Genomic DNA, 24536 nt, shown 5'->3' with positions numbered 1-24536 from the left:
AGCAATGAATAGCGGTCGTATCATTCAGATCATCGGCGCGGTTATCGACGTCGAGTTTGAACGCAATAGCGTTCCTAAGATCTATGACGCCCTCCATGTTGATGGTACTGAAACTACATTAGAAGTTCAGCAACAACTTGGTGATGGCGTAGTTCGTACAATTGCGATGGGATCTACTGAAGGTCTTAAACGTGGTTTGAACGTAACTAACACTAACGCGCCGATCTCTGTACCAGTAGGTACAGCGACTCTTGGTCGTATCATGGACGTTCTTGGTCGCCCTATCGACGAAGCTGGTCCTGTTGCTACTGAAGCGCGTTTACCAATTCACCGTCAAGCGCCTTCTTATGCAGAACAAGCGGCTTCTACTGACCTTTTAGAAACTGGTATTAAAGTCATTGACTTACTTTGCCCGTTCGCTAAAGGTGGTAAAGTTGGTCTGTTCGGTGGTGCTGGTGTTGGTAAAACTGTAAACATGATGGAATTGATCAACAACATCGCTAAAGCGCACTCAGGTTTATCTGTGTTCGCTGGTGTTGGTGAGCGTACTCGTGAAGGTAATGACTTCTATCACGAGATGAAAGACTCTAACGTTCTTGACAAAGTAGCAATGGTTTACGGTCAGATGAACGAGCCACCAGGTAACCGTTTACGCGTAGCGTTGACTGGTTTGACGATGGCTGAGTACTTCCGTGACGAGAAAGACGAAAACGGTAAAGGCCGTGACGTATTATTGTTCGTAGACAACATCTACCGTTATACACTAGCAGGTACTGAAGTATCAGCACTTCTAGGTCGTATGCCATCTGCAGTAGGTTACCAACCAACGCTTGCAGAAGAGATGGGTGTTCTTCAAGAACGCATTACATCGACTAAGTCTGGTTCTATTACGTCTATTCAAGCGGTATACGTACCTGCCGATGACTTAACAGATCCATCGCCTGCAACTACATTCGCTCACTTGGATGCGACTGTTGTATTGAGCCGTGACATCGCATCTTCTGGTATTTACCCAGCGATCGATCCACTTGACTCTACTTCACGTCAGTTAGATCCACTTGTAGTGGGTGCTGAGCATTACGAAATTGCTCGTTCAGTTCAAAACGTTCTTCAACGTTACAAAGAATTGAAAGACATTATCGCGATTCTTGGTATGGACGAATTGGCAGAAGAAGACAAACTTACTGTATACCGTGCACGTAAGATCCAACGTTTCTTCTCTCAACCGTTCCACGTAGCTGAAGTGTTTACTGGTGCTCCTGGTAAACTTGTACCGCTTAAAGAAACGATTCGTGGCTTTAAAGGTCTTCTAGCTGGTGAATACGACCACATCCCAGAACAAGCGTTCTACATGGTTGGTGGTATTGACGAAGTGATTGCTAAAGCTGAGAAACTTTAATTAGTTCCCTAATTTAGGAGATTCTCATGGCGACTATGCAATGTGATGTTGTAAGTGTTAAAGAGTCTTTGTACTCAGGCACTGTAACGATGCTAATTGCTAAAGGTGCTGGCGGTGAGTTGGGTATTATGCCTGGCCATGCTCCGTTGGTAACTTTGCTTCAGCCGGGCGCAATCCGCGTTCAGTTGGAAAACGGTACAGAAGAGTTGATCTATGTATCTGGTGGTGTTCTAGAAGTTCAACCGCATATTGTTACGGTTCTTGCAGATACTGCAGTCCGTGCTGAAAATTTAGATGAAGCAGCAATTCTTGAAGCACGTAAAAATGCTGAAACTTTGCTTGCAAATCAAAAGGGCGATTTGGACGCTGCTGCTGCTTTGGCTGCTCTTGCAGAAACTGCTGCTCAGTTGGAAACGATCCGAAAAATCAAAAACCGCGCTCAATAAGAGACGGTTCAAGATTGAAAACCACCCGAAAGGGTGGTTTTTTTATTTATAATAGTAAAGGATAAATAAATTTATAATTTTTAAGGGGGAAATTTTGCATTCAATTAGTCCATATTTGGTAAAAGTTTACAATCCAACTCTAGAAATCGATGTGGCAGGTAAGAAAAAAATCGGTGCTAATAGTCAACTGAATGATATAAATGGAAAAGATTTATTCGATTTAATAAAAAAATTCATAACATCACATAATTCTAAATTTGAAAAAGTTGCCGATCAGAGTCGAAAAAAAGTTTATAAATTTTTAAATGTAACTGCACTTAATAAAGAGAGAATAATTTATGGGTGGTTTCTTGAAGGAGAGTATGGTCTCGAAAAAGAAATTATTGATATAAATAGTTCGGATGTGGAATTTACTAGAAGATTAGATAATGCTGAAATAACAAAGCATTTTTTCTACATAAATTTACCTCTATCGTCACGCTATGGCTTAGCTTTACTACATAATTTTAATGGTCATGGGATGAAAACAACATTTCATGATGAAATAATTGCTTTCACAAGACCTAAAATAAGTTGTGTAATAACTATGACTCCATTGTCTGATGAGACATCTCTAAAGAATTGGAGTAAAGCTGTAGCTAAAGAAATCAAATTAAATAAATTTAAAGTACAGGATGATATAACCGATACAATCACTGATTTAGGTTATGAGGAGGCTCCAGCAACACTTACACTTAAGCCACCTGTGCGTGGCGGAAATTTTGGCACTCTTTCAGAGTTATTCTCAAGAAAAAAAATTGATAATCCTCAAAAGAAATTAAAGGCTGTTGAAGTTTTAACTGAACATTGTAAAGAAGTAAAAACAGTATTCGAATTGAATGGTAAAAGAAGAACATTCAAGATAGGAAATGGAGTTGCGAATGTTCTTTGTGAAATTGAGGCTCCAGAGAAACTATTGGAAAACCCAACTCCAACTCTTGAAGAGCTTAAAGAGTGGGCTTTTGAGGTTGCTGAGGAGTTTTCTTCCGAGATTACTCCTTAAGGAGATATAACATGAGTAAAAAAATAAGCGTTATAAACATCTGTAATCAGCATTTTAAAACCTTAAATATTAGAGATATGGTTAGCTTTTTTGGTTTACCTATAGTGCTTGTAATTCTTGCGCTTATGTTAGATATCAGATTATTCAAAGAAACATTATCTCTATTAGTAAGTTTTGGATCCATTTTTACAGCTCTTTTACTTTCATTACTAGTACTTATTTTTGATCAGGAAACAAAGTTGGATGAAAAGGCTGACTTATGGAATAGTAATAATTTAACAATTCCACTATTCAAGAAAAGGAAAGAGCTACTTGGTCAATTGTATTCAAATATTTCATTTTCAATTATTTGTGCTCTAACATTAGTAATAGTTTGTTTGGTTTTATCGCAACTTTTAAGTTATAAGCTACCTTCACAATCTAATATATTGATATCAAATTGGTTTTTAAATCCTCTAGTAGTATTTTTACTCACTTTAACAGCTTTAAATATATTCATGATTCTTAAAAGAATTCATACGTTATTAACAGTTAAGCCAGAAGATGGTCTACTTATTAAAAGATCTAATCAGTTATCTGATTCAAATAATGACGATAATGAAGAGACACTAGCTTAATTTTTCAGAAGGAGTTTGTTATTTATTAATAGCAAACTCTCCATTCCTCACAATCTTCACTTTAAAAATCTCATCAAAACCTTCATCCAAACGTGGTATTTCAAGCTTTTTATATGTCGCTCGAACACCGACTTCAGGAATATTCGCTTTGCCAATCCTTTGACTATTGCGTTCTAAAGTACTTTTTAAATCCGTTTCAAAATAATAAGCGACCACTTCAAAACCTGCATCCTTGGCACGTTGCATATATCGTTCACGATCCAATTTAGTTGGGTTGGTATTATCAATCACCATCTTGGTTTTCGAGGCAAGCCCTGCTTCGAACAATACGTTTTCACGATGTCGAGTTTTCAACATATCTAGATTTAACCGAAGATGCGTATGATAAAAATACTGCTGATAAAAGGTCGATTTGCCTGAAGCCTGTACGCCAATAAAAATGATCAATTGCATAAATTTATCATGAGAGAAGAGGGTAAAGCATGATAGTACCAATTTTTAATCAAACACACTCAATCTGACATAGAGCAATTTATTTTCATCAATGATAGGAGTATGGTTAGCCCAACTGAAATATGTTTTAAGACGTACGATGACCCTGATTGACTTTGAAGCCCAAGCTTGGGAACTTTATCAAGACTACGACCACTACTATCTAAGCATTTCTGTACACTTCAGCTCAGTAGATTCTTGCTGGGACTTGGTTTTAGACCAAGAAGAAGTCCAAAGCTATGAACACCGTGGTCGTGCAAGCATTAAAAAACTTGCAGACAGTTTGCTTGAAGCTGCACATAAAGGTGATTACTCAGGTATGGAAAGCCGTTTGGCAAAACCTTATGAACGTTATGCAATGCAAAAAGCATTTAAGCGCTGGAAAGAGATGAAAGCTGAAATCTCAGCTTGAGCTAAAGTGTGTATGGTTAAATTTGGATGCTTCGTTATGAAGATGCATCCAAATTTAACAGCATGACCATGATCTATTTTTGAATACAAAAACTAATTTGCTCCACCATTCACTTTAATGACTTGCCCATTAATCCAAGCGGCATCTGGACCAACCAAAAAACGTACCACACGAACAATATCTTCGGGTGTACCTAAACGCTCTAAGGGCGAAGCTTGGGCAAATTGATTGACCAATTCTTCAGACTTACCTTCTAAAAACATATCTGTTGCTGTTGGACCAGGGGAAACAATATTGACTGTAACTCCACGCCCACGTAATTCTTTAGAAAAGGTTTTACTTAACGCTTCAACAGCTGCTTTGGATGCAGCATAAGCAGCATAAGTAGGAGGTAAGGAGGTAACAACATTACTAGAAAAAGTTAAAATTCTTCCACCTTTGCTTATATGTGCAGCTGCTTGTTTTAAAATATGGAAAGTCCCTGTTAAATTGATGGAAATGACACGATTGAAATCTACAAGACTAAACTCAGACAGTGGTTTTAAAACTGAAATTGCTGCTGTGTTAATGACAACGTCGATCTGTCCAAATTCAGCTTTGGTTTTTGAAAATAAATGACTGACATCATTTTCAATGGATACATCTGCTTTGATGGCCAATGCTGTTCCGCCGAATTCTGTAATCATATTGACAATACTTTGGGCTTTTTCAGCACTTTGAGCATAGCTGATTACAACTTGATAGCCATCTTGAGCAAGTCCAATGGCAATAGCTTGACCTAAACCACGAGAACCGCCTGAAATAATGGCAACTTTCTTATTCATAAGATGCTTTCTCACTCAAATATTTGATTTTTGAATCATAAAAATCAGATGGAAATAATTTTTGCTATCGATTGATTGTTTATTTATAACCAAGTTTTAAATAGAAATAGACGGTATTTTTATAGTTATGTTTCCCATATCTAGGATAATTAGATGAGCTAAATCATTACATTTAAAATGTTGTCATAACCCTATGATTTGTTAATCTAAAATAATCAAAATCAACAACTATACTCAAAATACCAACATGTTGAAGTTTAAATATTATTCTAAAATAACCCGAATCCTGCTTAAGCCGATGACTCCATAATTTGAATCGTTGGCTTATTTCGATGGGTTAATTGATATGCACATAACGAAGCATAAATTCCGCTGAGAAATCCATAAGTACTACGTGCTTTACTCGTCACTAAATGATATTGCCCTTTCAATAAGCTGAATAATGTTTCTATCTTATTGCGTTGCCTTAGGTGATATTCATCTGATGCACTGAGTTGAACAGATTCCATGTTCCTCCGATGATAAGTAATTAAATCAATACCTTGAACTTGCAGCCTGCGCTTTAATTCTTGGCTGATGTAGCCTCGATCCCCGTAAATTTTTCCTTTTAGGCCATCAACTAATTGCTCAACCATTTTTATGTCAGCAACATGTCCATTCGATAAAGCAGAACAGGTAATTTCACCAAATTGATTCATCGCAATATGTAATTTACAGCCATAGAACCAACCCATTGAGCTTCTACCGCGTGATGCAATTTGGACTAATGATTTATGGCGTTGAATACGTTGATTTTTACAAACTGGCAGAGTTGTTGAATCAATCCATAAATATTGTGTTTCTTGACCTTTCATCAGCGCCACATGCAAAGCGTGTAGAGCCAATTGGTGCATATTGATCAGATGAATCATCCTTTGATAGCAAGGCAAGTACTTAAATAAATAGCTTTTATCTTCTTTTAACCAAGTGAAAAAGGCTTTGAAATTAGTGAAATGAGAGGATTTATACCAAATAGCAATAAAGATAATTTCTGAAAGACTGAGTTGAGCAACTCGGATTCTTGAAAGTTTGCCATCTTGCTTGAGAAATTTCCAATAAGTTGCTTCAAATTGTAGAAAAAAGTCATCAATTAAGCAGAATAATTCGGTACTATTGAACATTAGGACTAGGGTTGTGAGTTTGGTGTGGTAACTCAACTGATGGCTCTAGTCCTTCTATTTTTCAAGTCAATTTCTTATCCGCGATTCGGGTTAAAATAGTCTTATTTAGCTTTGGCGGTATGTTGATGACAGCCTGTCAAACCAACTATGTACTCACGCCAAGCCAACCTTCAGAAGCAGCATTGGTTGCAAATTCATTTGAGAATGGATTAAGCACCGAATTAGAGATCAATTATCAGACAGCATTTAACCATTTAAAACAAGCTTATGGACGTTGTGTCGCATTTACAGATACAGATAAAGAAATATTTATTTTTAGTGATAATCGTTTGGAACAAGACTTAGAGATGGGTACGTTATTTGCGCGTGGCGAAGGAGGTATTTATTTTCATAAAACAACAGTTGAAGGATTAAAAAATAATAAAACACGACTCACTGTATATTTGCCAAGTAACTATCCATTTCCCCGTACGCGTTTTAAGCAGGACGTGAAACGTGCTCTAGGGCAAGACAAAGAATGTAATGTCACGTCAGCAGCAAATTGAAACTGAATATTTTTATGTTAAAAATCATTAAAATTTATGTATAAAAGCAATGATTATTTGGATTTTTATTCGATTTCATAGCCTTAAGTTTATTTGAAACCTACCAAAAACCTACCTAAGTAAACGTATGTTCATAACAGATCATTACAAAGGCATCATCACCTGAAAGAGATGATGTAAACCAATACGTTAGGGAGTTTTAGATATGCAAGGGACCATGAAAGCAGCTGTTGTTACAGCATTTAGTCAGCCATTAGAAATTAAACAAGTGCCTATTCCACAAGTTTCACCAGGTAAGGTTTTAGTCAAAATTATTGCCACTGGGATTTGCCATACAGATTTACATGCCATGCAAGGGGATTGGCCAATCAAACCGACGCTTCCATTTATTCCAGGACATGAAGGTGTTGGAGAAGTGATTGAAATTGGTGCAGGCATTGATCATCTCAAAGTTGGAGATTTGGTGGGTATTCCTTGGTTATATTCTGCATGTGGGCATTGTGATCATTGTTATGCAGGTTGGGAAACCTTGTGTAAAGAACAGCAAAACTCAGGCTATTCAGTCAACGGAAGTTTTGCTGAATACTGCCTTGCCGATGGTGAATACGTAGGGGTGATTCCTGAGGGTGTTGATTTGTTGGAAATCGCGCCGATCTTATGTGCAGGGGTGACGGTTTATAAAGGTCTGAAAATGACTGAAGCCAAAACTGGTGATTGGGTCGCAATTTCAGGTATTGGTGGTTTAGGCCATGTTGCAGTGCAATATGCAAAAACCATGGGCTTTAATGTGGTTGCCATCGATGTAGATGATTCAAAACTTGAGCTGGCGAAAAGCCTAGGTGCAGATGTTAGTATTAATGCATTGAAAGTTGATGTCAAAGATGCAGTTCTAGAGGCGACAGGTGATGGATGTCATGGTGTGTTGGTGACCGCCGTTTCACCGAAAGCATTTGAACAGGCTGTTGCGATTGTACGCCGTGGTGGAACCATGGTCTTAAATGGTTTGCCGCCGGGTAAATTCGATTTGTCTATCTTTGATATGGTGCTTGACGGTATCACGGTACGTGGTTCAATTGTCGGAACACGTTTGGACTTAAAAGAAGCCCTCGATATTGCAGCACGTGGTAAAGTGAAAGCGCATATACATGTTGAACCGCTTGAAAATATCAATGATATTTTTAACCGAATGGAACACGGTAAAATTGATGGTCGTATCGTGGTCGATATGCGATTGAAATAAGCTTTATTTACAGATTTGAAAAATTCTTAAAATTTGATTTTAAAAAAGCCCTTTTATTGCAAAGGGCTTTTTTAATGGATTAAATATTCTTTAGCTTTGGTTCTGTTGATCATTCTTATCTTCTGGTGCAAGAATCATGGCAGCCAGTTTGAGCATTTCACTTTGAATCGAGGTCATTTGTTGTTGAACTTTTTTAACATCAATTTGTGATATGTCTATTTCACCATTCAAGTATGGCGATTTTAATGCTTCCTTATTGGCTTTCATTAAGTTCTGGCGAATTTGGTCTATTTCTTGAGTTCTTAAATCCAAACCATTGAGTGCTTGGTTAAATCCATTCAATTGGCTATACAAATGGTTTGCGGTGCTTTCTAACTGTGCTGTATTTTTGCTGTCTAAAGCCTGCTGAAATTGTTCTTGGGTTTTTTGAAGTTCACTCACATAACGCCCTGTTTTTGACTGCATGAGCGCAACATCACTGGCAATATAAAAGAAATTACCACTTTTCAATTCAGATTGATTGGATGCAAGATCACGTTCAGAGGGAGCTTCATCATTGTCACTTTCTTTATTGTTTTGTTTTGGCTGTTCTTGCTGAGTAACGGCATCGTTATCTTGATCATGTTCTGCAGCAGTCTGCATGCTTGGATCACAACCAATGATTAACATCACAAAGGCAAAAAGCGAAAAAGGAATGAGTGCACCTTGAATCAGTTTTTTCATCACAATCAATTTTCATCCCATAAACAGTTTTTTAATATGAAATCAATATATAAGCTAAATGTGTAGAAAATAGTGATTGTTGCAAACAAATAACAATTTAATACTTCTCAAATTAAAAAAAGAGCACCAAAGTGCTCAATTTGGGGAAAGTTGTATGATTAAAATCGCAATGTCTAGATTAGCCGTTGATGATTTTTAAAATCGTATTGCTTTTTGCATTGACCAAAACATAGTCGCCATTGATCTTGATCCATTGCTGGTTTTTAGCAGGTTTACTCATTTTTTTCATCAATTTATGATCAACTTTATAGCTATTAACACGGTATTGAGCTGGTACTTTTTGTCCTACTTTCCAATCACGTGACGGATTGACCTTTTTACTATTATTTAAATACTGCTGTTTTGAATATTGCTGATTATGATGGCTATACTGTTTTTGATCATAGCCATTTTTTTGTTGATGCACGGGAGCATGTGTTGCGTGACGGTCATCAAACCCACGATGATCTTGAGGTGCAGCCATTACAGGAGCAGCAACTAAAGCAGTAGATAAAGATAAAACAATTGCTTTAACGAATGTATTCATGACACAACCTCTTAGGGATTATCGTTGTTTCGATAGAGTCATCCTAGGCTTAAGTCATTGAAAAATAGTGAATGAATTGTTGTTGAAATATAAAAATAGTGGATAAATTAAGAAGATTTCTTTTGTAAAATCTTATAACTTTATGATTGTATTATAAATAATGAGTATGTGCGATTGTGCTACATACTCATATTTATGTCATTTATTGAACGAAATATACTTTTATTTAAGCATCGAGTTCGCGTTGAATCGCCTCAAGCAAACGTGGGTCTTCAGCTGTAATGTCTGGTGCAAATCGTGCAACGACTTCACCTTTTTTGTTGACTAAGAATTTTTCAAAGTTCCATAGAACTTCTGGTTTCGGATTAGGGGTTAAACCATAGTCGACTAAATCTTTCCACCAAGGACCTTCACCAATTCGCTCTGGTACGGCTTGAATTAAGGTGTGATATAGGGGATGTTTGTCTTCACCCGCCACAGAGATTTTTGCAAAAAGTGGAAAGTGGACATCATAGTTAACTGAACAAAAACTTTGGATTTCATTGTCAGTACCAGGTTCTTGCTCTAAGAAATTATTGGCAGGAAAACCCAAAATCTCCAAACCTTGATCTTTTTTGGCCTGATAAAGTTTTTCCAGACCTTCGTATTGTGGTGTAAGGCCACATTTTGAAGCAACATTCACAATCAAAACAACTTTGCCTGCATATTGATTGAGTGTAGTTTCTTGTCCCTGAATGGTATTAACTTGAATATCGTAAACTGAAGCCATGTGAAATTCCTTTTGAAGATTTGATCTGACATACCATGTTGTAAAGGGAATTTAATCCGAGAACAAGCTATGTTTGAGATAAAGATCGCAATGAATCTGCTTAAGCGCTCAATAAAAGTAAAAATGGTTGCACAAAAAAAGCAGGGAATCCCTGCTTTTTTGCTGAAGCGTGCATTTTAAAATGCTGAGTGAAATCTCAAAATGATGTCTACTGTCTCGTTTAGACTTTTAATTATCCTATGTTGGATATTTAAGCTTTTGAATTGACTTTCACTTCAAGCGTTTGCATTTCTGTCATGAGTTCTTGCTGTAAATCGACCGCTTTTTTCTGTAGGGCGTTGATTTTATCCATATCAGGTGGGGTTTTGATGCTGGCTTTTGCTAACTCAAGACCAAGGTCATTAGATTGTTTCATTTTGCTGCGAATAGAATCTGCTTCTTTACTTTTTATAGGTAAAGCATCTAGATCTTTATTAAAGCTCACCACAAAGCTTTCCATTTTATTGACCACAGCAGTGAGTTCAGGTGCTTTGCCTTGCTCTGCTGCTTTATTCGCTTCATCTTGGAACTTTAAGGCTTCTTGAGATTTAGCGTTTGACAAGGTTTGTAACTGAGTTAAGTCATTTTTAATATCTGCAACATTATCTTTACTGAGTGAAATACTTGCTGGTGCAGATGTTGTATTTGAGTGGTTTGATGTCGTCGCATCACTATTTTTTTTGTCACATGCAGTAAGTGTAAGTGCCGTCATGCATAAAGATGCAATAAGTAATTTTTTCATTGATTTGCCTAAGTTGTTTAAATTGAATTGTAATAAAAAATTCAGGATGGATCTAAATAGAGGGTTTTAAATATGAAAATATGAAGCAATCATGCTACAGGTTTCAAAAAACGAGTTTTAAAGTCACATATCACTGATTAATGTTCAATAGTGTTTTTGTAGAGCTATGGGGAATGAAATGACCTGTTTGAGTCATGATAATGTTGATGTGTTGCTCGTTGTGCTTTAAAAAAAACCAATGCTTATGTTAACGTACAGCCTTATTTAGAATGATCTGTTGCATTTAAAGATCAACGAAAAAATTAAATAGAGCCAATAATCAAGATAAGATTTAGCAGGACATTATCCATATGAATTTAAAGTCACACCACGCTTGGTGGGCATTTGCACTCCCGATTGTTGCTGTCTTAATTTGGTCATTAAATATCGTGGTCACGCGTTATGTTGCGGATTATATTTCCCCAATCAGTATTAGTTTTTATCGCTGGTTATTGGCATTTTTAATTTTAACCCCGTTTATGCTGCGTCCTGTTTGGCGAGAAAGAACATTTATACGTCAGCATTGGCTTCAGTTTGCAGTACTCAGTGCCAGTGGTATGTTCTTATATCAAGGCTTGGCTTATAGTGCGGCGCATTATACAACTGCAACCAATATGGGCATTATTAATGCCTTTATTCCTGTATTTACGATTTTTGTTTCGATTTTGATTTTAAGAGAAATCCCAAATCGATTTGCTGTCATCGGTAGCGTACTGTCATTTTCTGGGTTGATCTATGTCGTAGGCCAAGGGCATTTGAGTAGTTTGTTGAACCTAGGTGGACATTGGGGAGATATCCTCATGGTGCTGGCTGTTTTTTTCTATGCTTTTTATGGTGTGTTTCTGAAAAAATGGCAGTTAAAAATTTCACTTATGATCAGCTTATATGTGCAGATAGCATTTGCACTGCTTTATCATCTGCCTTTTGTGGTGATTTTAGGTTTAGATCCAATCAATTCTACAAATGTCGCTAGTGTTGCCTACGCTGGAATATTCCCTTCACTTATTGCGCCACTTGTGTGGATGCTCGCAGTTCAGCGCATTGGTCCCAATAGAACCAGTATTTTTATGAACTTAATGCCAATCGCTACTGCAGTGATTGCTTTATTTTGGTTAAAAGAGGCATGGACGATTTATCACACCATTGGTGGCGTTGTAATTTTAATCGGTATTGCGATTGCGCAGAAAAAAACAGCAACGCAAGCACCTTCATGGCTAAAGCCATCCTAAATTTTCCCTTTACACAGTTAAAATTGAATTTTATGAATAAAAAACAAACAAACAAACTTTTATTTTTCCAATGGTTTTAATCAGAAAATCAAATAAGCTTATTTGCAAAACATCTACTTTTGAGTTTTTTTATTTTTTAGTAAATGAAAATAATTACTTAAATTGAACATATGGCCATAATATCTTTTATGTATTAGTTGTGATCTCCATTTGTAATCAGTTTATGAAATTTGTGTAATAAATGTATTTGATGCATAATACGTTCATTCCAGATGATGTTGCTTTAACAACATATACTTACATCTGATCCGAGATTTTCGAACCCTCTGGATGTGACAATCACATCCTTTTCTATGCTCAGCCTATCCTATTTGGCTGAGCTTTTTTTTTGCTTAAATAATAGTTTTTAAGACTAAATAAATTTATTAAATACAGCTATTATTCAAATTTATAAAGGTTCGAGCGCTTAAGCTCGAACCACTTCACCTGTGATGGCATCAATGATACGACTGGGTTGACGACATGTGCCTAAATCGCCATCCAAGTAATTTAAGTCATTGCCAAAATAGTGTTGAGCATCTTGAAGTGAACGAGCAGGATCCAATCCAGCAGGGTTGGCACTGGTTGAGACAATAAAACCATTAAATGTCCGACAGAGGGCAACACATAAAGGATGGCTGGTTACACGAACAGCAACTTTGGGGTGATTGCCTTTAATCCATGTGGGAATATGTTCATCTGCTGGGAGCAGCCACGTGGTTGCGCGATCAGATGTTGTGGGATTTTTCCACGTTTCGATCACTTGCTCACGAATGTTAGGATCGAGCTTTTGTAAAAGATGTTCAACTTGGCTGAGTTGACCTGCCAATAAAATCACACCTTTTTCAATTGGGCGTTGTTTCAGTTTAAGAATTTCATTAAATGCACGTTCATTGAAGGGGTCACAGCCCAATCCCCATACTGCTTCTGTTGGATAAGCCAAGACTTTACCTTGTGCTAAATGTGTCGCAGCTTCAGCAACAGAGGTTGTAATCATAGCGGGTCACCATATGCATGAATATCAAGAGACCATATTGTGAACCTTAATGATCTGATCGGCAACGCAAGTAAAGCCCAGATTTTTGCATGCATAAACCAAGAAGTTCGAGCTCCATCAGCGCACTGGTCAATTCTGCAGTGGATAAACTCACTTTTGATGCCAACTGATCAAGATCTTGACCCACCCAATCAAGTTGTTGATATAAAGCAAACAGATGATCGGGGAGATTGATGGGCTTTGGACTGATCGAATGGTTTTTCGCGGTTGAAGAATCTTTGCTTTGAGGTTGAGTTTCTAAATTTAAAATGGATGAGTCTTGATTTGCATTTTCATGGATTTGCCATTGAGTGGGTAGGGCAAGGTCTTCAATGATGTGTTCAGGATGATCAACCAAAATGGCACCTTCTCGAATCAATTGATGGCAACCTTGATGAAACTCACTATAAATATGCCCGGGTATCGCAAAAATTGTTTTGCCTTGATCAGCAGCAGATTTCGCCGTAATCAGTGAGCCACTTTTTAAAGTCGCTTCAGCCACCAAAATGCCTAAACTTAAACCACTCACAATCCGATTGCGCCTTGGAAAGTTGTGTTGTAAGGGTTTGGTCTCGGGTAAAAATTCACTGATCACTGTGCCTGAGCTTTTCAATATATTGTCTTGAAGTCCTTGATTTTGGCTCGGATAAACCTGATCTAAACCTGTGCCAATGACTGCAATGGTTCGATGATGATTTAATGCCCCTAAATGTGCTGCTTCATCTATACCTTGCGCGAGTCCACTGGTAATAAAAAAGCCTTTTTCACTGAGATAATAAGCAAAGTCATATGCCACTTGTTTACCATGAGGACTCGGTTTACGACTGCCAACAATCGCAATTTGAGGTTGACTTAAATTTTGTAGATTGCCTTTGCCAAAGAGTATGGGTGGTCGATCTTCATAGTGAAGTAGTTGTTTGGGGTAACTTGCTTCTGAGTCGAGTAAGATAAAATCAGTATGTTGGCGAATTTTATTGAGGCAGATGTGAAATTGTTCTTGACCTGTAGGTGTTAGAAAATTACGGGCACGTTCTATATGATTTTGATGAATTTTGACATCAGACCAACAGTTTAATTGATCTGGGTGTATAGCTTGCGCTACAGAGCCAAAATATTGAATAAGTTTGCGATAACTTGAAAGTGAATGTTGAACTAAATACCATAATTTGATTGAGTCTAAATGCAAATCTGATATTGAGTTCAACATATTCACTTACTCCAACTGGGGATTATTCTAAATCGACTGTTGGAGGAGCTTTTACTTCAGAACCAACTTTCACTGGCAGTGAACTATCTAAAATATAAGCATAGCTAAAGTTAGGGAAAGTTTTAAAAATCATGAGATTACCAATGCGTTGATTTGGTAGTTTGATGGTCTCTTTAGTTCGAGGATCCCCAATGCTTTCCCCTTGTTGGTAAATACTCAGAACATGACCCAATTTTGCCCCGTGATTTGTACCACGATCAATCGAAACGACACTATGTTGAGCACCTGTGCCAATAGACCCCATCACGCGAAGTACCTGACCACCAGACTGAACTTCATTGGTGGCAATTGGGTAAAACAAGCTTGGTAAATCGGCTTCGTAGATTGGTAAGACGGAGTCACCACGACGGACTTCATAATTGAAACTTTGGTTTAACTCAATTGTGGTGATATCACGTTCCACACCTACAACTGTACCTTGTGCAACTTCAGTGAGTTCAAGGGCAACAACCTCTTTTTTACCTTTGAGTGCAGCAGTGGTGTACGGCTCTAATTGACGATAAACACCATAACGTTGACCCACTTCTAAACCTTCACCGCGTGCATAAACCGTTTGACCGACACCAGCAATGACACGTTTATCTTCAGTTCCCACAATGTATGGTGCATTTGGCATTTCGCTAGGTGTCACAATAAGATTGCGATATAACCATTGTTGAATATGATCTAGTGGAATCACAGGAATGGCATTGCCTAAGTTTTCAACACGAATTTGAGGATATAATTTCATGTCACCAGAATGACGTCGAATAACCCCTGCACAGCCATCACCTTCATCTTTTCCAATGAGCGGTTTGCCATTGAGCGTACACAAAAGTAGGCGATCCCCAGGGTAAATCCAATGTGGATTTTTAACATGGCGGTTACTTGTCCAAATTTCTTTCCAACGCCAAGGGGATTTCAGAAATTTTCTTGAGATATCCCAAAGCGTATCGCCTTTTTTCACCACATAGACATTGGGTGCATTCGCCTTGATGGACGGTGGTGTGTAATTTGGACTAGCTGCCTGAGTATATTGAACCGTAAATATGCCTGTAAAAAGGCAAATAGTTAATGCAAGACATTGTTTTTTAAACCCCGAAGCACCTAAATTTGGCATGCTATCTAAAACCTTTTTCATTATCATAATTCCTAAAATTATGGATCTATTTGCGCTATAATAAGCATATTACACACATTTTTTAATGAAGATTAATTTCATTTAATTTTTTAAGATCAATGGCATAGCCGGTGAGGAACAGTATGGCCTTATTACCTATTTTAAGTTTTCCTGATCCCCGTTTGCGTACCATTGCAAAACCTGTCAGCAAAGTGACAGAAGAAATTCGTCAACTTGCCTCTGACATGTTTGAAACCATGTATGCAGCGCCAGGTATTGGTCTAGCGGCAACACAAGTTGATCATCATATTCAGCTTATTGTCATGGACTTGTCTGAAGATAAAGATCAGCCAATGGTTTTTATTAACCCCAAAGTAACCCCATTAACAGAAGAAACCCAGCCTTATGAAGAGGGCTGTTTGTCTGTTCCTCAAATATACGACAAAGTTGATCGTCCGTCACGTGTCAAAATTGAAGCAATTGGTTTGGATGGGAAATCTTTTGAAATTGAAGCAGATGGATTACTTGCTGTGTGTATTCAACACGAGATGGATCACTTAGACGGCAAACTCTTTGTTGACTACCTTTCACCGCTTAAACGTCAGCGTGCACGTGAGAAAGTGGAGAAAATTGTGCGTCAACGTCAAAAAGAAAAAGTTCCAGCTAAACGCTAAATATTTTTTATTTTGGATACTTTTTGATTTACAAAGCCCAATTTCGATTGGGCTTTGTTATACTTGAGCCAGAATGAAATATGAGCTGGAATATTGTTTCGTATTGGGTTGTTGCTGAGCTTAGCAGCAGTGTGTTTACAAATTGCCGTCTTTTTACAGCCTTTGCTTCCGAAGCAATATCAAATTGCTCCAGTATGCGAAACGATCACTCGTGCCTTATTTCAGCCTGTCCAAGTATCAGTCAATCACTCGAATTCTATTTCAGCTGAACGCACACATCGTATCAAGCAGAATCAAATCACATCGGATGCACATGTCGAATCTCATCAATTGACAGTGCTTGAGCATGTTGATCATCAACTAAGTTCTACTGCAGTTGAAACATCCAGCACACATCATGACCATCATGATGCAAATCACCAGTGTCAGTACTGTACGGTATTGGGTCATCTGGTTTTGCCTCCTGAATTAAGCGTCAAAGAAGTTTTGGTCCGTATTCAAGTCCGACTTATTGCATTTCAAAAAGCATTTAAACATGTTTATTTTGTTCTGCAGCGTTTGTTTCTGCTTCCTCAGGGGCGAGCGCCGCCACTTTCTGCATAAATCAAAACTTTCATTGGAAATTAATTTTTTTCCAACACGTTTTTTATTTTTGTATTGAGTGAGAAAGTCATGGCTCAGCCTAGATTCTTATTACAGCCACTTGCGGCTGCTATTTGCATTGCATGTTATTCATTGCCGTCTTTTGCTGAAGAGATGCATGCAGAAACTGAAAGTCGAACTGTTCAAACCTTAGCCCCGATTGTGGCAACAGCGCATCAAGGTAATGATGCCAATGGTTTAATTGTTCATGCGGATCCTAAACAACCTATTCAGCCGATTCCTGCTACAGATGGCGCAGACTATCTGAAAAGTATTGTGGGTTTTAACGCTGTGAAAAGTGGTGCAGGCACCAATGGTGATGTCACGTTCCGTGGCATGTTTGGTTCACGCATTAAAATTTTAACCGATGGCTCAGAAAGCCTAGGTGCATGTCCAAGTCGAATGGATGCTCCGACATCTTATATTTCACCTGAAAGTTATGACCGAATCTCGGTGATTAAAGGACCGCAAACTGTTCAATATGCCAATACGGGTTCAGCTGCGACCGTCATTTTTGAACGTAAGCCTGAACAGTTTACTGAAGATCAGCATTACCGTGGTCAAGCCAGTGTGCTCTTGGGGTCTTTTGGGCGTTTTGACCAAAATGTTGAAGCAGCCATTGGCGATGAACACAAATATTTACGCATCAATACCAACCGTTCTACATCGAACAGTTATCAAGATGGCAATGGATTGACAGTTCCTTCCAGTTGGGAGCGTTGGAATGCTGATTTAGCTTTGGGTTGGACACCCAATGAAAATACATGGTTTGAACTCACAGGCGGAAAGGCTGATGGTGAAGCCGATTATGCAGGTCGTAGCATGGATGGCTCTCAGTTTGCTCGTGAAAGTTTAGGCTTACGTTTTGAAAAGAAAAATATCACTGAAGTGATTAAAAAAATCGAAGGGCAGGTGAACTATAGTTATAACGACCATATTATGGATAACTTTAGTTTAAGAACACCGCCGATGACGGAAATGAATATGGATTCGGGAATGGGTTCAGATTCAGGAATGGGTATGGGCTCAGGTATGGGTATGGGTTCGATGTCATCTATGCTTGTCCCTAATAAAAAGTCCATGCAAGTGACACGCCGTACGCTCAATTCAAGACTAGCCATGACTATGGAATGGGATAAATTCAGTTTAGTAACTGGACTTGATTCACAGTTCAATAAGCATGGTGGTGATATGAAAATGTATGCCATGCCGTCAATGAGTACACCTTATGCCTTAAATATGAAATTTCAGTCTTATGGTGGTTTTGGTGAGCTTACTTATAACATCAATGACAACTATAAACTGGTCACTGGTGCGCGAATTGATCAAGTTAAAATTGATGCTTTAAAACTGAATAAAGACCGAAATGAAACATTGCCAAGTGGATTTATTCGTCTGGAAAATCAACACCCAGACCATAATGCTAAAACCTATATAGGTTTAGGTTATGTAGAGCGTGTACCTGATTATTGGGAATTGTTTAGTACAGCACATGGCAATACAGGCATGCCAGTCCCGACCTTTAATGATTTAGACACTGAAAAAACCCTTCAACTGGATTTTGGTTATCAACATGAACATGGTGCTTTGAGTTCATGGGTTTCTGGATATGCGGGCTTAGTGAAAGATTTCATTTTGATGAGCTATCACAATCACGATATGGGTGGAATGAATCACGGTTCTTCATTCAGCGCTGGCGCTAAAAATGTCGATGCAACCATTGCAGGTGCAGAAGCAGGAGTTGGCTATCAATTTACGGAACATCTACAAGCTGATGTCAGTGCCATGTATGCATGGGGTAAAAACACTAGTAATGATACACCTTTGCCGCAAATCTCTCCTTTAGAAGGTCGCGTAAATTTAAGATATATCCAAGACAAATACACTTTGGGTGCCTATTGGCGCGTGGTGGCGAAGCAAAATCGTGTGGCTTTAAATCAAGGTAATATTGTCGGTTATGATTTAAAAGAAAGTGCTGGATTTGGAACTTTGTCTCTAAATGGAACCTATCACATTCATGAAGGGGTCGATCTGTCCGTGGGGATTGATAATGTGTTTGACAAAGCCTATACCGAACATCTCAATAAATTGGGTGATGCAGGTACAGGATTATCTGCAAAAGAACAATTTAATAATATCGGACGTAACTACTGGGCTAGAATCAGTATGAAGTTCTAATGATTCACGTGTGTCTTAAACAGCATAAAGAGGTCATCATGCCATGTGATGACCTCTTTTTATTGGGATAAATGAAACTAATTTATTTTTTAAATATTTGTTATTTATCAATTTATTTTGAATTGTCTGACCTAACAATCAATTGTCCTTAAAAGATATGGTGACTTAATCGACAATTATTTAAAAATAATAGACATATTCAATGGAATGTAAAACATGACAAATAATAATGAAGCACACCAGATTATTGGACGTAAAGTAAAATTCGATTTTAACCAAATTCCAAAGCATTGGATTCCAAACGATCCAATTTCAACACATATTTTGAATGTTGCACATATGATTTTGCCAGCTGGTGAGTTCTGGTTTTGTCGTGTGTTCAATAAAGCCTTACCTTATATTAAAGATGAGCAATTAAAAGCAGATGTGAAAGGTTTTATTCAACAAGAAGCCATCCATGGACGTACACATCAGCATGCACAAATTTATTTTGATCAACATGAAATTGATGTGAAACCTTTTATTCAACGGATGCATTTTTTATTTGAGATTCTATTGGGTGAAAAACCACTCGGGATAAAGGCACTCAAATATGCAGTAAATGAAAAACGATGGTTAATTTTACGCTTGGGGATTATTGCTGCAATCGAGCACTATACTGGTGTGGCAGGTCAGTGGAGTCTGGACAATACCTCGCTAGATCATGCAGATCCGATCATGGCAGATTTATTCCGCTGGCATTTGGCAGAAGAGGTTGAACATCGCAGTGTTGCTTTTGATTTGTTCGAACATATGTTTGAAACAGAGTTTGGTTTTCAAATGTCTAAAAATGCATTAATGGCAGTTATTTTACCGTTGATGGCATTGGTATGGATGGAAGGTGGAAAAGCAATCTTAAAGCAAGATATCGATGCTGGAAAATATCGAAATATGGGTACGCTCAGATTGTTAATGCAAGTCGAAAAGGTTAGTCGTAAAACTGACAATATTCCAACCTTTAGTCATCTCATTTTGGCAACATTCCGTTGGTTCAGTCCAAAATTTCATCCTGAACAAGAAGGTAATACAGAGCAAGCTCTGGCGTATCTTGCACGTTCTCCTTCTGCACAACTAGCTGAACGAGAAGCAAGGCTGATGAAACAGCAACAGCCAAGATTTTCTTAATTCCTCACTTTGATTTTTTTATTCCCTATATCTTTTGTATCAACATGTACAGACCGAGCTTAACAGCTCGGTTTTTTTAATATTCGGGTCTGTTGAAATTTCCAAGATGGTTGCGACGACGATCATTTTTAATGTATCAACGATGCATACTGGCAAGTTGCTTTCCTGCATTTTTATACAGTTCCAAAGCAAACTCTTGTTGTGCACGCCCACGTTTTTGTAAATAGCGATCAAGCGGTTTAAAGCCTTTAGCACTGGTATAAATCACACTATTTTTTGCCATCAGATACAATGGATACCATGCAAGCGTACGAGGTTTTAAGCCAAGATTTCGCATTTTCTTTCGACCTAGAAAGAATTGAGTCATGTGTAAGTGATTTTGATAGGCCTTTTTCTGCTGTAGTGTATTGAAGTATTTGTATTCACGTTCAAAAGGTTCTTTCGATAGGCTGATTGCCAATGCACGACTACTTTCATCTGTGGTGGGGTGTGCATAGTTCATCCATTGTAAAAGTTTCCATCCTTCAGATTCTTTTTCAATAAGCCATTTTTCCTCGACACCCATTAGCCAACCTGCATATTTCCAAAAATGCAACATGGCATTGACTTCTGTTTTATTGGGGAAAATCCCAATTCCGCGAAGCCCCAACAGCAAAACACCACTAAAAGCAATATTGGTCATGGCTTGGTCATATTGATTAATTGGCATTCCCCAAATATCCCAGTCCCAATCATTAGATTTTTTAAGTTGATAACGTACCAAAGCATGAATAAAGCGCACGAAAATGGTGGAGGTGAAACCATCATTAAAACGGTCAAAACCATGCTCTTTGGTAATGTCTAACCACCATTTATGGGTTTCAGCTAAACGTTTGCCTGCATATTGTTTTAAAGCACCCGTTAAAATGAGCGGCTGATTAAAGCCGGGATATTGATACCCCGTCATTAATGCTAAATCTCGTAGAACAAATGTACTGTTTGCACCCAAGCGATGTGAAAATTGAATCGCTGTTTGTATTTGTTGTGGGTCTAGCCACTCGGGTGGTGTTTCAACGAGCTTAAAAAAGTTTTCGAGTTCAGGAATAGTGTGGGGGAGATGTTCTAATCCTTGATAGAGTGCCGTTTCAAAATATTGCCGATGGATTCTAGGATTGGTCATCACCCAAACCATGAGCTGATCCATGGCTTCATCACCTGTATACATACTCTGATTGAGTTCAAGGTAATCTTTATATGTAGGTACAAAATTTTGGTCGGTGAAGCGGTTTAAAATTTTGGAAAGAAAATCGCTTTCAATCATTCGCTCAAAAGATGCCATTCTTTTCGGTGTTTTTATATTTGACATAAAGGGGGATGCCTGATTATTGTTTCATCCAGACTAATACGAATATTTATTCGCATTCAATTCGCATTTTCATTGTGAAAAAAACAAAATCATAAAATTGAAATGAGGCGATAAAACAATGAGAAAGCAACCTCAACAACAACGTGCCAAACAAATTGTTGAACATATTTTAGAAGCGACTCAGATTTGTATTGCTCAATACGGTCTATTACAAGTCACAACACCAAAGATCTCTGAAAAGTCTGGAGTGAGTGTGGGTTCTATTTATCAATACTTTGAAAATAAAGACCAGATCGTTCTAGAGCTTCTACGTCGAAAAAGTGAAAGTCTAGGCTTGGCATTTAAGAACATCACGATGAATCAAGACGGAATTAGCTTAAAAGAGTTGATACCTATGAGTATTCAATTTGGTTTCGATGTTATGCAGGATGACAATGGATTCTTTATAGAGGTATTGAAACATTGGCACGGATTTAATCATTCAGAGGCTGCTAAAATTTTAGAAAAACATTTTTTAGAGGTCGGATTGTATGTATTTAATCGTTTTTATCCCGAATGGAGCTTTGAAATACTTAAACACAAGGCCTTTGTGATTATTAATAGCACCTTATTTACCATGATGCGTTACGTGACAAATAACGAATTTCTTATTTCAGAACAAGAACTTAAAAAGGAATTAAGCATAATGATATTGGCTTACTTAGAGGTAGATAGTCTTAAAGAAAAATAATTTAAATTAAAAATAATGATATAAAACAATAATATATAAACATTTGAGATTGAAAATTAATCACTCAAACACATTATTTAAAAAACATGCTTGCAACGCATGTGAAATGCTGTAGAATGCACATCCATCGGCGGTGATGTTAAATAAAACTTCTGATAAATCAATAACTTGATTGAATGATTTAGGATTTCTGCGAGAGATTTTAAAGATTTAAAAAAGATGATTTGTTAAGGAAAATATTTAGTTGAACTGGTTGACTTTCTAGAGATAGAGAGTAATATAGCCGACCTAGCTTGCTACTGACGAAGTAACAAGAAGATCATTAAGAGATTATGAAGAACAACTTGTGTGGATTTTTACTGGTTGATTGATCGAAATTATTTTCATTGATTGATGGTAGAAATTACTCGAAGTTTATTTGAGAAATTAATGTCAGAAAATTGATGAGCCAAGATTGGCGCCCTTTAAGGCGCTACGAAGTATTAAACTGAAGAGTTTGATCATGGCTCAGATTGAACGCTGGCGGCAGGCTTAACACATGCAAGTCGAGCGGGGGAAGGTAGCTTGCTACCTAACCTAGCGGCGGACGGGTGAGTAATACTTAGGAATCTGCCTATTAGTGGGGGACAACATCTCGAAAGGGATGCTAATACCGCATACGCCCTACGGGGGAAAGCAGGGATCTTCGGACCTTGCGCTAATAGATGAGCCTAAGTCGGATTAGCTAGTTGGTGGGGTAAAGGCCTACCAAGGCGACGATCTGTAGCGGGTCTGAGAGGATGATCCGCCACACTGGGACTGAGACACGGCCCAGACTCCTACGGGAGGCAGCAGTGGGGAATATTGGACAATGGGGGGAACCCTGATCCAGCCATGCCGCGTGTGTGAAGAAGGCCTTTTGGTTGTAAAGCACTTTAAGCGAGGAGGAGGCTACTTGGATTAATACTCTGAGATAGTGGACGTTACTCGCAGAATAAGCACCGGCTAACTCTGTGCCAGCAGCCGCGGTAATACAGAGGGTGCGAGCGTTAATCGGATTTACTGGGCGTAAAGCGTGCGTAGGTGGCCAATTAAGTCAAATGTGAAATCCCCGAGCTTAACTTGGGAATTGCATTCGATACTGGTTGGCTAGAGTATGGGAGAGGATGGTAGAATTCCAGGTGTAGCGGTGAAATGCGTAGAGATCTGGAGGAATACCGATGGCGAAGGCAGCCATCTGGCCTAATACTGACACTGAGGTACGAAAGCATGGGGAGCAAACAGGATTAGATACCCTGGTAGTCCATGCCGTAAACGATGTCTACTAGCCGTTGGGGCCTTTGAGGCTTTAGTGGCGCAGCTAACGCGATAAGTAGACCGCCTGGGGAGTACGGTCGCAAGACTAAAACTCAAATGAATTGACGGGGGCCCGCACAAGCGGTGGAGCATGTGGTTTAATTCGATGCAACGCGAAGAACCTTACCTGGTCTTGACATAGTAAGAACTTTCCAGAGATGGATTGGTGCCTTCGGGAGCTTACATACAGGTGCTGCATGGCTGTCGTCAGCTCGTGTCGTGAGATGTTGGGTTAAGTCCCGCAACGAGCGCAACCCTTTTCCTTATTTGCCAGCGGGTTAAGCCGGGAACTTTAAGGATACTGCCAGTGACAAACTGGAGGAAGGCGGGGACGACGTCAAGTCATCATGGCCCTTACGACCAGGGCTACACACGTGCTACAATGGTCGGTACAAAGGGTTGCTACCTAGCGATAGGATGCTAATCTCAAAAAGCCGATCGTAGTCCGGATTGGAGTCTGCAACTCGACTCCATGAAGTCGGAATCGCTAGTAATCGCGGATCAGAATGCCGCGGTGAATACGTTCCCGGGCCTTGTACACACCGCCCGTCACACCATGGGAGTTTGTTGCACCAGAAGTAGGTAGTCTAACCGTAAGGAGGACGCTTACCACGGTGTGGCCGATGACTGGGGTGAAGTCGTAACAAGGTAGCCGTAGGGGAACCTGCGGCTGGATCACCTCCTTAACGAAAGATTGACGATTGGTAAGAATCCACAACAAGT

The 24536-nt window shown here is 38.6% G+C and carries 24 protein-coding genes and 1 rRNA gene; 14 read left to right on the top strand and 11 right to left on the bottom strand.

Annotated features, from left to right (window positions below; genetic code table 11):
- The first annotated feature begins 4 nt into the window (after positions 1-4).
- From atpD to G8E00_RS15340, 4 genes are all read left to right on the top strand, one after another.
- Entirely contained in the window at positions 5-1399 is a 1395-nt protein-coding gene (gene atpD / locus G8E00_RS15355) for a F0F1 ATP synthase subunit beta (RefSeq protein WP_166012724.1), read from the top strand.
- Between the two features lie 26 nt (positions 1400-1425).
- Positions 1426-1845 (top strand): F0F1 ATP synthase subunit epsilon, encoded by a 420-nt coding sequence (locus G8E00_RS15350; RefSeq protein ID WP_166012725.1) that lies wholly within the window; start codon positions 1426-1428, stop codon positions 1843-1845.
- A gap of 94 nt (positions 1846-1939) precedes the next feature.
- The gene (locus G8E00_RS15345; RefSeq protein ID WP_166226027.1) at positions 1940-2887 is read left to right on the top strand and encodes a hypothetical protein; all 948 of its coding nucleotides are present in this window, start codon (positions 1940-1942) and stop codon (positions 2885-2887) included.
- Between the two features lie 11 nt (positions 2888-2898).
- Complete coding sequence (locus G8E00_RS15340) at positions 2899-3504, top strand: hypothetical protein (protein ID WP_166226024.1); 606 nt, start codon at positions 2899-2901, stop codon at positions 3502-3504.
- Positions 3505-3522: 18 nt separating this feature from the next.
- Here G8E00_RS15340 and G8E00_RS15335 read toward each other — a convergent pair whose 3' ends face one another.
- Positions 3523-3957 carry an ATP-binding protein gene (locus tag G8E00_RS15335; RefSeq protein ID WP_166226021.1) on the bottom strand — a complete coding sequence of 145 codons (435 nt, stop codon included), beginning with the start codon at positions 3955-3957 and terminating at the stop codon, positions 3523-3525.
- A 139-nt stretch (positions 3958-4096) separates the two neighbouring features.
- On the opposite strand from G8E00_RS15335, the gene G8E00_RS15330 reads away from it, so the two are divergent.
- Positions 4097-4408 carry a hypothetical protein gene (locus G8E00_RS15330; RefSeq protein WP_166012728.1) on the top strand — a complete coding sequence of 104 codons (312 nt, stop codon included), beginning with the start codon at positions 4097-4099 and terminating at the stop codon, positions 4406-4408.
- 92 nt (positions 4409-4500) lie between these two features.
- On the opposite strand, the gene G8E00_RS15325 is transcribed toward G8E00_RS15330, so the two are convergent.
- Together G8E00_RS15325 and G8E00_RS15320 are read right to left on the bottom strand one after the other, a co-directional pair.
- Entirely contained in the window at positions 4501-5232 is a 732-nt protein-coding gene (locus tag G8E00_RS15325) for an SDR family oxidoreductase (protein ID WP_166226016.1), read from the bottom strand.
- A 290-nt stretch (positions 5233-5522) separates the two neighbouring features.
- On the bottom strand, positions 5523-6392 hold the full coding sequence (locus G8E00_RS15320; protein WP_166221390.1) for an IS982 family transposase: 870 nt from the start codon (positions 6390-6392) through the stop codon (positions 5523-5525).
- A 125-nt stretch (positions 6393-6517) separates the two neighbouring features.
- On the opposite strand from G8E00_RS15320, the gene G8E00_RS15315 reads away from it, so the two are divergent.
- Together G8E00_RS15315 and adhP are read left to right on the top strand one after the other, a co-directional pair.
- Positions 6518-6937: a hypothetical protein gene (locus G8E00_RS15315; RefSeq protein ID WP_227591377.1), complete on the top strand. Its 420-nt coding sequence runs from the start codon at positions 6518-6520 to the stop codon at positions 6935-6937.
- A 205-nt stretch (positions 6938-7142) separates the two neighbouring features.
- Complete coding sequence (gene adhP, locus G8E00_RS15310; RefSeq protein ID WP_166226010.1) at positions 7143-8177, top strand: alcohol dehydrogenase AdhP; 1035 nt, start codon at positions 7143-7145, stop codon at positions 8175-8177.
- Between the two features lie 90 nt (positions 8178-8267).
- Here adhP and G8E00_RS15305 read toward each other — a convergent pair whose 3' ends face one another.
- The 4 genes from G8E00_RS15305 to G8E00_RS15290 form a co-directional block, all read right to left on the bottom strand.
- The gene (locus G8E00_RS15305) at positions 8268-8900 is read right to left on the bottom strand and encodes a hypothetical protein (RefSeq protein ID WP_166012732.1); all 633 of its coding nucleotides are present in this window, start codon (positions 8898-8900) and stop codon (positions 8268-8270) included.
- A gap of 178 nt (positions 8901-9078) precedes the next feature.
- On the bottom strand, positions 9079-9486 hold the full coding sequence (locus G8E00_RS15300; RefSeq protein WP_166012733.1) for an RcnB family protein: 408 nt from the start codon (positions 9484-9486) through the stop codon (positions 9079-9081).
- Between the two features lie 226 nt (positions 9487-9712).
- A complete protein-coding gene (locus G8E00_RS15295) occupies positions 9713-10255 on the bottom strand; it encodes a glutathione peroxidase (protein ID WP_166012734.1) in 543 nt (180 codons plus the stop codon).
- A gap of 250 nt (positions 10256-10505) precedes the next feature.
- Entirely contained in the window at positions 10506-11036 is a 531-nt protein-coding gene (locus G8E00_RS15290) for a hypothetical protein (RefSeq protein WP_166012735.1), read from the bottom strand.
- 350 nt (positions 11037-11386) lie between these two features.
- Between G8E00_RS15290 and G8E00_RS15285 the strand changes: the two genes are divergently transcribed.
- A complete protein-coding gene (locus G8E00_RS15285; protein ID WP_166226007.1) occupies positions 11387-12304 on the top strand; it encodes a DMT family transporter in 918 nt (305 codons plus the stop codon).
- A 466-nt stretch (positions 12305-12770) separates the two neighbouring features.
- On the opposite strand, the gene G8E00_RS15280 is transcribed toward G8E00_RS15285, so the two are convergent.
- From G8E00_RS15280 to G8E00_RS15270, 3 genes are read right to left on the bottom strand one after another with little or no spacing between them, the layout of a single operon-like run.
- Positions 12771-13340 (bottom strand): L-threonylcarbamoyladenylate synthase, encoded by a 570-nt coding sequence (locus G8E00_RS15280; protein ID WP_166226004.1) that lies wholly within the window; start codon positions 13338-13340, stop codon positions 12771-12773.
- Positions 13341-13386: 46 nt separating this feature from the next.
- On the bottom strand, positions 13387-14586 hold the full coding sequence (gene dprA / locus G8E00_RS15275) for a DNA-processing protein DprA (RefSeq protein ID WP_166226001.1): 1200 nt from the start codon (positions 14584-14586) through the stop codon (positions 13387-13389).
- 22 nt (positions 14587-14608) lie between these two features.
- Positions 14609-15766, bottom strand: a complete 1158-nt coding sequence (locus G8E00_RS15270; protein ID WP_166225998.1) for a LysM peptidoglycan-binding domain-containing protein — start codon at positions 15764-15766, stop codon at positions 14609-14611.
- Positions 15767-15888: 122 nt separating this feature from the next.
- On the opposite strand from G8E00_RS15270, the gene def reads away from it, so the two are divergent.
- The 4 genes from def (at position 15889) to G8E00_RS15250 (ending at position 20403) form a co-directional block, all read left to right on the top strand.
- The gene (def, locus tag G8E00_RS15265) at positions 15889-16419 is read left to right on the top strand and encodes a peptide deformylase (protein ID WP_166012740.1); all 531 of its coding nucleotides are present in this window, start codon (positions 15889-15891) and stop codon (positions 16417-16419) included.
- Positions 16420-16509: 90 nt separating this feature from the next.
- Positions 16510-17022 carry a DUF2946 family protein gene (locus G8E00_RS15260; RefSeq protein ID WP_406741472.1) on the top strand — a complete coding sequence of 171 codons (513 nt, stop codon included), beginning with the start codon at positions 16510-16512 and terminating at the stop codon, positions 17020-17022.
- A 69-nt stretch (positions 17023-17091) separates the two neighbouring features.
- On the top strand, positions 17092-19239 hold the full coding sequence (locus G8E00_RS15255) for a TonB-dependent receptor domain-containing protein (RefSeq protein ID WP_166225992.1): 2148 nt from the start codon (positions 17092-17094) through the stop codon (positions 19237-19239).
- Between the two features lie 216 nt (positions 19240-19455).
- Complete coding sequence (locus G8E00_RS15250; RefSeq protein ID WP_166225989.1) at positions 19456-20403, top strand: metal-dependent hydrolase; 948 nt, start codon at positions 19456-19458, stop codon at positions 20401-20403.
- A 136-nt stretch (positions 20404-20539) separates the two neighbouring features.
- Here G8E00_RS15250 and G8E00_RS15245 read toward each other — a convergent pair whose 3' ends face one another.
- The gene (locus G8E00_RS15245) at positions 20540-21748 is read right to left on the bottom strand and encodes an oxygenase MpaB family protein (protein WP_166225986.1); all 1209 of its coding nucleotides are present in this window, start codon (positions 21746-21748) and stop codon (positions 20540-20542) included.
- Between the two features lie 118 nt (positions 21749-21866).
- Between G8E00_RS15245 and G8E00_RS15240 the strand changes: the two genes are divergently transcribed.
- Together G8E00_RS15240 and G8E00_RS15235 are read left to right on the top strand one after the other, a co-directional pair.
- Positions 21867-22478 carry a TetR/AcrR family transcriptional regulator gene (locus tag G8E00_RS15240; protein WP_166012745.1) on the top strand — a complete coding sequence of 204 codons (612 nt, stop codon included), beginning with the start codon at positions 21867-21869 and terminating at the stop codon, positions 22476-22478.
- Between the two features lie 484 nt (positions 22479-22962).
- Positions 22963-24499 (top strand): 16S ribosomal RNA (locus G8E00_RS15235).
- Positions 24500-24536: the final 37 nt, after the last annotated feature.

The sequence above is a fragment of the Acinetobacter shaoyimingii genome (assembly GCF_011578045.1).
Taxonomy (GTDB): Bacteria; Pseudomonadota; Gammaproteobacteria; order Pseudomonadales; family Moraxellaceae; genus Acinetobacter; species Acinetobacter shaoyimingii.
Note: the sequence above shows the minus strand (reverse complement) of the source record. Positions and strands in the feature narration are given on the sequence as shown.